6 protein-coding genes are annotated in these 5,856 nt (G+C 73.7%); 2 read left to right on the forward strand and 4 right to left on the reverse strand.

Going from position 1 to position 5,856, the window contains the following annotated elements; genetic code table 11:
• Positions 1 to 1,377 (reverse strand): hypothetical protein (locus GTW43_RS38555; RefSeq protein WP_161304756.1); only part of this gene is annotated, 1,377 nt, incomplete at its 3' end.
• Positions 1,378 to 1,392: 15 nt separating this feature from the next.
• Here GTW43_RS38555 and GTW43_RS28030 point away from each other — a divergent pair.
• Entirely contained in the window at positions 1,393 to 2,166 is a 774-nt protein-coding gene (locus tag GTW43_RS28030) for a tetratricopeptide repeat protein (protein WP_161304757.1), read from the forward strand.
• 92 nt (positions 2,167 to 2,258) lie between these two features.
• Here the strand turns inward: GTW43_RS28030 and GTW43_RS28035 are convergent, their stop codons facing one another.
• Positions 2,259 to 3,548: a DUF1015 domain-containing protein gene (locus tag GTW43_RS28035; protein ID WP_161304758.1), complete on the reverse strand. Its 1,290-nt coding sequence runs from the start codon at positions 3,546 to 3,548 to the stop codon at positions 2,259 to 2,261.
• Positions 3,549 to 3,620: 72 nt separating this feature from the next.
• On the opposite strand from GTW43_RS28035, the gene GTW43_RS28040 reads away from it, so the two are divergent.
• A complete protein-coding gene (locus GTW43_RS28040) occupies positions 3,621 to 4,673 on the forward strand; it encodes an HAD hydrolase-like protein (protein ID WP_161304759.1) in 1,053 nt (350 codons plus the stop codon).
• Between the two features lie 37 nt (positions 4,674 to 4,710).
• Here the strand turns inward: GTW43_RS28040 and GTW43_RS28045 are convergent, their stop codons facing one another.
• Together GTW43_RS28045 and GTW43_RS28050 are read right to left on the reverse strand one after the other, a co-directional pair.
• Positions 4,711 to 5,553 carry a siderophore-interacting protein gene (locus tag GTW43_RS28045; RefSeq protein WP_161301195.1) on the reverse strand — a complete coding sequence of 281 codons (843 nt, stop codon included), beginning with the start codon at positions 5,551 to 5,553 and terminating at the stop codon, positions 4,711 to 4,713.
• On the reverse strand, positions 5,550 to 5,856 hold a 307-nt coding region (locus GTW43_RS28050), incomplete at its 5' end, for an ABC transporter substrate-binding protein (RefSeq protein ID WP_161304760.1). The genes GTW43_RS28050 and GTW43_RS28045, both read right to left, overlap by 4 nt.

Below are 5,856 nucleotides of genomic sequence, written 5' to 3' on the forward strand. Positions count from 1 at the left end.
TGGTACTGCAGGGGGGACCCTGTGGGAGAGTAGGACGCCGCCGAACAATTCTTGAGGACCCTTGGTCCCAGCGTTCACGCTGGGACCAAGGGTCCTTTTTTGTTTTGTCGAGGCGCGCCGGTCGGCCGGTTGCGTGAGAATGACTGCGGTACCGAAGACAGGAGTCCACCGATGTCCACCAACTCTCCCGACGAGCGACCGGAGCGCGACGAGCGCCGCCGGGACAGTGGTGACCGCGGCGGGTACCGCGGGCGGGACGACAACCGCGGTGGCGGTTTCCGGGACCGCCGTGACGATCGGCCGGCTCGGTCCTCGTTCGGTGACCGGGACCGTGACCGGGATCGCGGGCCGCGCCGTGACGGTGACCGTCCCCCGTTCCGTCGGGATGACCGACGTGACGACCGGCGTGACGACCGGCGCGATGACCGTCGTGGTGGCGGTGACCGCCGGGACGACCGTTCGTACGGTGACCGTGGTGGCTTCCGTGGCCGGGACGACAACCGTGGTGGCGGGGGCGGTGGGTTCCGTGGGCGTCGCGACGACCGGCCCGGCGGCGACCGCGATCGCGACCGGGACCGTGGTCCCCGCCGTGACGGTGACCGCCCTCCCTTCCGCCGGGACGACCGACGCGACGACCGGCGTGACGATCGGCGCGATGACCGTCGTGGTGGCGGCTCGTACGGTGACCGTGGCGGGTTCCGTGGTCGCGATGACAACCGTGGTGGTGGCGGTGGTTACCGTGACCGTCGGGACGAGCGTCCTTCGCGTCCCTCGTTCGGTGACCGCGACCGTGACCGGGACCGTGGCCCCCGCCGTGACGGTGACCGTCCCCCCTTCCGCCGGGACGACCGGCGCGATGACCGGCGTGATGACCGCCGCGATGACCGTTCGTACGGTGACCGTGGTGGGTTCCGTGGCCGCGACGACAACCGTGGTGGTGGCGGTGGCTACCGCGACCGTCGGGACGACCGGGGCGGACGTCCCTCGTTCGGTGACCGCGACCGTGACCGGGACCGTGGGCCCCGCCGTGACGGTGACCGTCCCCCCTTCCGCCGTGACGATCGACGCGATGACCGGCGTGACGATCGCCGCGATGACCGTCGTGGTGGCGGTGACCGCCGGGACGACCGTTCGTACGGTGACCGTGGTGGGTTCCGTGGCCGGGACGACAACCGTGGCGGTGGCGGTGGCTACCGCGACCGTCGGGACGACCGGGGCGGACGTCCCGGTGGGTTCCGTGGGCGGGACGACCGGCGCGACGACCGCCGGGACGACCGTCGTGGCGGTGGCGGCGGGCGCTTCCGCGAGGAGCGGGAGCGTGACCGGGACCGCGAGCCGATCAAGCGGCTGCCGATCCCCGAGGACGTCACCGGGCACGAGATCGACAAGGACGTGCAGCAGGAGCTCCAGTCCCTGCCGAAGGGGCTCGCGGAGGACGTCGCCAAGAACCTGGTGATGGTCGCCCGGCTCATCGACGAGGACCCCGAGGGTGCCTACGGGTACTCCAAGGTGGCCCTGCGGCTCGCGTCGCGCGTGGCCGCCGTGCGCGAGGCCGCCGGATTCGCCGCGTACGCGAACCAGAAGTACAGCGAGGCGCTGGCGGAGTTCCGTGCCGCGCGGCGCATGACCGGGAACATCGAGCTCTGGCCCGTCATGGCCGACTGCGAGCGTGGGCTCGGGCGGCCGGAGAAGACGCTCGACATGGCCGGTGCGCCCGAGGTGCGGAAGCTGGACAAGGCCGGCCAGGTCGAGATGCGCCTGGTCGCGGCCGGCGCGCGGCGTGACATGGGCCAGCTCGACGCGGCGATCGTCACGTTGCAGAGCCCCGAGCTCGCGTCGAACTCCGTCCAGCCGTGGACCGCGCGCCTGCGCTACGCGTACGCCGACGCGCTGCTGGCGGCCGGCCGTGAGGACGAGGCGCGCGAGTGGTTCGCCAAGGCCGTCGAGGCCGACAAGGACGGCAGCACCGACGCCTCCGACCGGCTGGCCGAGATGGACGGCGTGGATTTCGTCGACGCCTTCGACGACAGTGAGGACGACGGCGTCGCGGCACCCGCCGAGGCGCCCCGGTCCGAGCAGGCCGTCGAGGACGCCGGGGACACGGTCTCCGACGCCGGGGCCCCTGCCGAGCACGGTGACGACAGGCGCGACGGCGACGACACGTGAGGTTCGTGACACGCACCTGAGGCCGTGACCGACACGGACGGGCGGGTTCCCCAGTGGCTGGGGGACCCGCCCGTTCGGCGTTCTCGGAGTGGTCAGGCGTCGGTGAGCGTGCGCAGGACCAGGCCGGTGGCGGGCTTCGGGCCGAAGGACGTGGACTTGCGGGGCATCGTCACGCCCTGCCGGGCCAGGTCCCGGACGACTTCCTCGCGGACCGGGTGGAGGAGGACGGCGGTGCCGCCGTCGCGCCGCGCCTTGTCGACGGTGGCCGCCGTGTCGTGGATGTACGCGATGTCGGTGGGGGAGTCCTCGGGGATGTCCCAGACATGGCCGAGCAGGGCCGAGTGCAGGACGGTCGCGTCCAGGGTGCGCCAGGCCTCCGGGCGGTCCGCGGGGACGGTGCGGTCGAGGAGCGCGGGGTCGGGGCGGTCGAGCAGGTGGTACGTGTCGCCGGGGCCGCCGGCGAGCAGGAACGCGTTGCCGTCGGCGGCCGCCTCGGCCAGGCGGTCCATCGCCTGCGGGAGCGGACCGGGAATCTCCCGGACGCGGAAGTGGGGGCCGGCCGCGGCCAGGGCCCGGTCGAGCGGGAGCCGGTTCAGAAGGCGGTGGATGGCGCGGACGCGCAGCGGGTACCGGGACGTGTCGACCAGCAGGACCAGGCCGTGGTCCCACGGGGTGGGGCCGGAGTGCTCGGCGCGCAGCCGCAGGTAGGTGGCCCAGCGGTGGTGGCCGTCGGCGATGAGGGCCTGGTGGGTGCCGAGGTCGGCGCGGATGCGCGCCTGTTCCGCCGGGTCGGTGACCGACCAGAGGCGGTGGCTGAAGCCGTCCTCGGTGGTCGTCGCGAGGAGCGGGGCACGCCGGACGGTGCGCTCGATGACGGCGGTCGCGCCGGTCGCGCGGCCGTCTCCGCGGTAGGTCAGGAGCAGGGGTTCGAGGTTCGCGCCGGTCGTGCGCATGAGGCCCGCGCGGTCCTCGACGACGTGCGGCATGACGTCCTCGTGGGGCAGGACGACGCCCTCGGCCGGTTCGGACAGGCGCAGGGCGCCGATGACGCCGCGCTGGAGGAGGTCGCCGTCGCGCTGCTCGTAGACGTAGAGCGCGGGCTCGGGGTCGGCGGCGAGGACGCCCTCGGCGAGCCAGCGGTGCAGGGTCTGTGCGGCGCGGTCGTCGCGGGATCCTGGGCTGCCGGCGGGGCCGGCCTGCGGCAGGATCAGCCGCACGATGTTGTGCGGATCGGCGCTCTCCAGGTGGTGCAGGCCGTCGGGGCGCACGACGACGTCGTACGGCGGCGAGGTGACCGCGGCGAGACTGCCGACCCGCTCCGGGACGTAGCGCACTCCGCGGAAGGGGATCAGGTCGAGGCCGCCGTCACCTGCAGTGTTCATCCGTGCATCGTACGAGTGTCGGTGGGGTGGGGGATGATCGGGGGAGTGAGTTCGAGCGAGGAGCGATACGGGATGAGCCAGAGTGCGAGCGGCGTGGCCGGGGACGGTTTCCGGGGGCTGCCCGCGGGCAGTGCGCGGGCGTTGAGCGAGGCGTACGACACGGCGCTGCTCGACCTCGACGGGGTGGTGTACGCGGGCGGTCAGGCGATCGCGCACGCCGTGGAGTCGCTGGCGGTGGCGCGGACCGGAGGGATGGCGCTGGCGTATGTGACGAACAACGCGCTGCGCACGCCGGACGCGGTCGCCGAGCATCTGACCGAGCTAGGGATACCGACCGGGTCGGGCGATGTCATCACGTCGGCGCAGGCCGCCGCGCGGCTCGTCAGTGAGCAGGTGCCGGCCGGGTCGCGGGTTCTGGTCATCGGGGGTGAGGGGCTGCGGGTCGCGCTGCGCGAGCGCGGGCTCGTGCCGGTCGACTCGGCGGACGAGGACCCGGCGGCGGTGGTGCAGGGGTACGGCGGTCCTGAGCTGGCCTGGGGCCGCTTCGCCGAGGCGTGCTACGCGATCGCGCGCGGGGTGCCGTGGTTCGCGTCGAACACGGACCTGACGATCCCGAGCGCCCGCGGCATCGCGCCGGGGAACGGGGCGGCGGTGGAGGTCGTCCGGATCGCGACGGGTGCCGAGCCGCAGGTCGCGGGCAAGCCGCTGCCGCCGATGCACCGGGAGACGATCCTGCGGACCGGGGCGCGGACGCCGCTGGTGGTCGGGGACCGGCTGGACACGGACATCGAGGGCGCGTTCAACGGGCGGGTGGACTCACTCCTGGTCCTCACCGGTGTGACCGACGGGGCGCAGCTGCTCGCGGCGCCGCCGCAGCACCGGCCGACGTACGTGGACCTGGACCTGCGCGGGCTGCTCACCGGGCAGCCCGAGGTGGTCGAGGACGGCGGGGCGTTCCGGTGCGGCGGCTGGAGTGCGGCGGCCGGGGACGGATCCCTGGAGCTGACGGGTGACGGCCCGGCGATCGACGGGCTGCGGACGCTGTGCGGGGCGGCGTGGAGCGCGGCGGGCGACGGGGTGTGCGACCTGAGCGCGGAGAAGGCGCTGGCGCGGCTGGAGCTGTAGGGGGGGCAGAGGCCGCCCCGCCCCCTGAGCCGGACCGTTACGCGGCTTCGTTCTTCTCCATCAGGAGGTCCTCCGAGGCGCCCTTGCGCCAGTAGCCGGAGAACTGGACGCGGCGGCGGTCGATGCCGCGGCCCTGGACCAGGTGACGGCGGACCGCCTTCACCGTCGAGGACTCGCCCGCGACCCAGGCGTACGGGGTGCCGGACGGCAGGTCGGCCGCGGCGATCGCCTCCGGGGTGGAGCCGGCCGTGGTCAGCCAGGTGATGTGGGTGTCCAGGCCCGCCGGGAGGTTCTGGTGGTCGGCGGGCCCCGGGACCTCGATCCAGGCGCGGACCGGGACGGCCGGCGGCAGGTGCTCGAGGATGCCCGCGACGGCCGGCAGCGCGGAGGCGTCGGCGGCCAGCAGGATCCAGTCGGCGTCGGCCGGCGGGCGGAACTCGTAGGCGGCGTTGTCCTCGACGACCGGGGCGAAGGCGCCCACCTCGTCGCCGGGCCGGGCGTGCAGGGCCCAGCGGGAGGCAGGCCCCTCCTCGCCGTGCACGGCGAAGTCGACGGTCAGCTCGGCCCGTTCGGTGTCCAGGGTGCGGATCGTGTAGGTCCGCATGTAGCCGCGGGTCGCCGGGTCGAGGGCCTGCCAGGCCGCGTACCACTGGCCGTCGGAGTTGTCGGGAAGGTCCGGTGCGGTCCGGCCGGGGGCCGGCAGGAAGAGCTTGATGCGCTGGTCGCGTCCGGCGGAGGCCATCCGGGACAGGTCCGGGCCGGTGAGGGCCACGCGCACCATGTTCGGGGTGAGGCGGGTCGACCGGGCGACGCGGAGGGCGAAGAGGCCGAAGGGGGAGGCGGCGGGCGCGGTGGGGGCGGGCGTGGCGGTCTCGGTCATGAGGTGAGCCTCTTCGATCGGTTGATGGCGTCGGCGAGCCGCTCCAGCACCGGGCCGTACCCGGCGTAGCTGTAGCGCTCCTCCATCGCCCAGGGCGTGATCTGCCCGGCCTTCACGGCGGGGAGCGAGGCGAAGGTGGGCTTCTGCGCGAGTTCCTCGCGCGACATCGACGCGGAGCGGTTGTCGAGCATGATCAGGTCGGCGTGGTACTTGTCGGCGTTCTCCCAGCTGAGGAACTCCCAGAAGCCCCACTCGTCGCTCTTCTTGCCCTCGACGAACTCGACGCCGAGGTCCTTGAAGTAA

Source organism: Streptomyces sp. SID5785, from assembly GCF_009870065.1.
Lineage (GTDB): Bacteria > Actinomycetota > Actinomycetes > Streptomycetales > Streptomycetaceae > Streptomyces.

Excerpts from the sequence above, each read along its gene's own strand:
- GTW43_RS28045 (WP_161301195.1), bottom strand. The coding sequence starts at position 5,553 with ATGACCGAGACCGCCACGCCCGCCCCCACCGCGCCCGCCGCCTCCCCC.
- GTW43_RS28040 (WP_161304759.1), top strand. The coding sequence starts at position 3,621 with ATGAGCCAGAGTGCGAGCGGCGTGGCCGGGGACGGTTTCCGGGGGCTG.
- GTW43_RS28035 (WP_161304758.1), bottom strand. The coding sequence starts at position 3,548 with ATGAACACTGCAGGTGACGGCGGCCTCGACCTGATCCCCTTCCGCGGA.